Genomic DNA, 219 nt, shown 5'->3' on the forward strand with positions numbered 1-219 from the left:
GGTTATCGCGTTTTAATGCCTCGCACGGCTGGGTGCCACTCGGAACGCTGAGCGCCAATATCTTAGGTGGGCTGCTGATTGGGCTCGCGCTAGTATGGTTTGAGCGCATGGGTAGCAACTTATCTGATCATGTTCGCGTGTTTGTGATAACTGGTTTTTTGGGCGGATTGACGACTTTTAGTACGATTAGTGCAGAGGTATTTGGCTTTATTCATGACG

General features: G+C 49.3%; 1 protein-coding gene. It reads left to right on the forward strand.

Features of this window, described 5'->3' with window-relative positions; translation table 11 throughout:
* The coding region (locus V6252_RS13280; protein WP_341610752.1) for a CrcB family protein at positions 1-219 on the forward strand (219 nt) is incomplete at both ends.

The organism is Psychrobacter proteolyticus, assembly GCF_038155145.1.
GTDB classification, from domain to species: Bacteria; Pseudomonadota; Gammaproteobacteria; order Pseudomonadales; family Moraxellaceae; genus Psychrobacter; species Psychrobacter proteolyticus_B.